The sequence below is a fragment of the Phormidium sp. CCY1219 genome (assembly GCF_035615515.1).
Lineage (GTDB): Bacteria > Cyanobacteriota > Cyanobacteriia > Cyanobacteriales > Laspinemataceae > CCY1219.
Window position 1 is genome coordinate 1 of record NZ_JAJENT010000060.1, and the last position, 231, is coordinate 231.

The window sequence follows — 231 nt, forward strand, 5'->3', positions numbered from 1 at the left end:
TGCCTCGGTTTCTGCATCGGCGTCAGCCGTTTCTTCGGTCACTTCGGCGGCGGTTTCTGCCTCTCCCTCGGTTTCTTCAGCAGCGGTTTCCTCTGCGGAAGTTTCTTCACTTTCGCCGTCACTTTCTTCTAGGTTTTTCTCGCTGCTATCGGACTCTGGGCTGCTTTCGGCAACGGCGGTATTTTCGCTGTCGCTATCGGTTGATTCTCCGTCGGTTTCTTCGGCTTCAGC

The 231-nt window shown here is 55.4% G+C and carries 1 protein-coding gene; it reads right to left on the minus strand.

Annotated elements, in window-relative coordinates:
- A partial coding sequence (locus tag LKK83_RS00420; RefSeq protein WP_324628769.1) for a hypothetical protein occupies positions 1-231 on the minus strand: 231 nt, incomplete at both ends.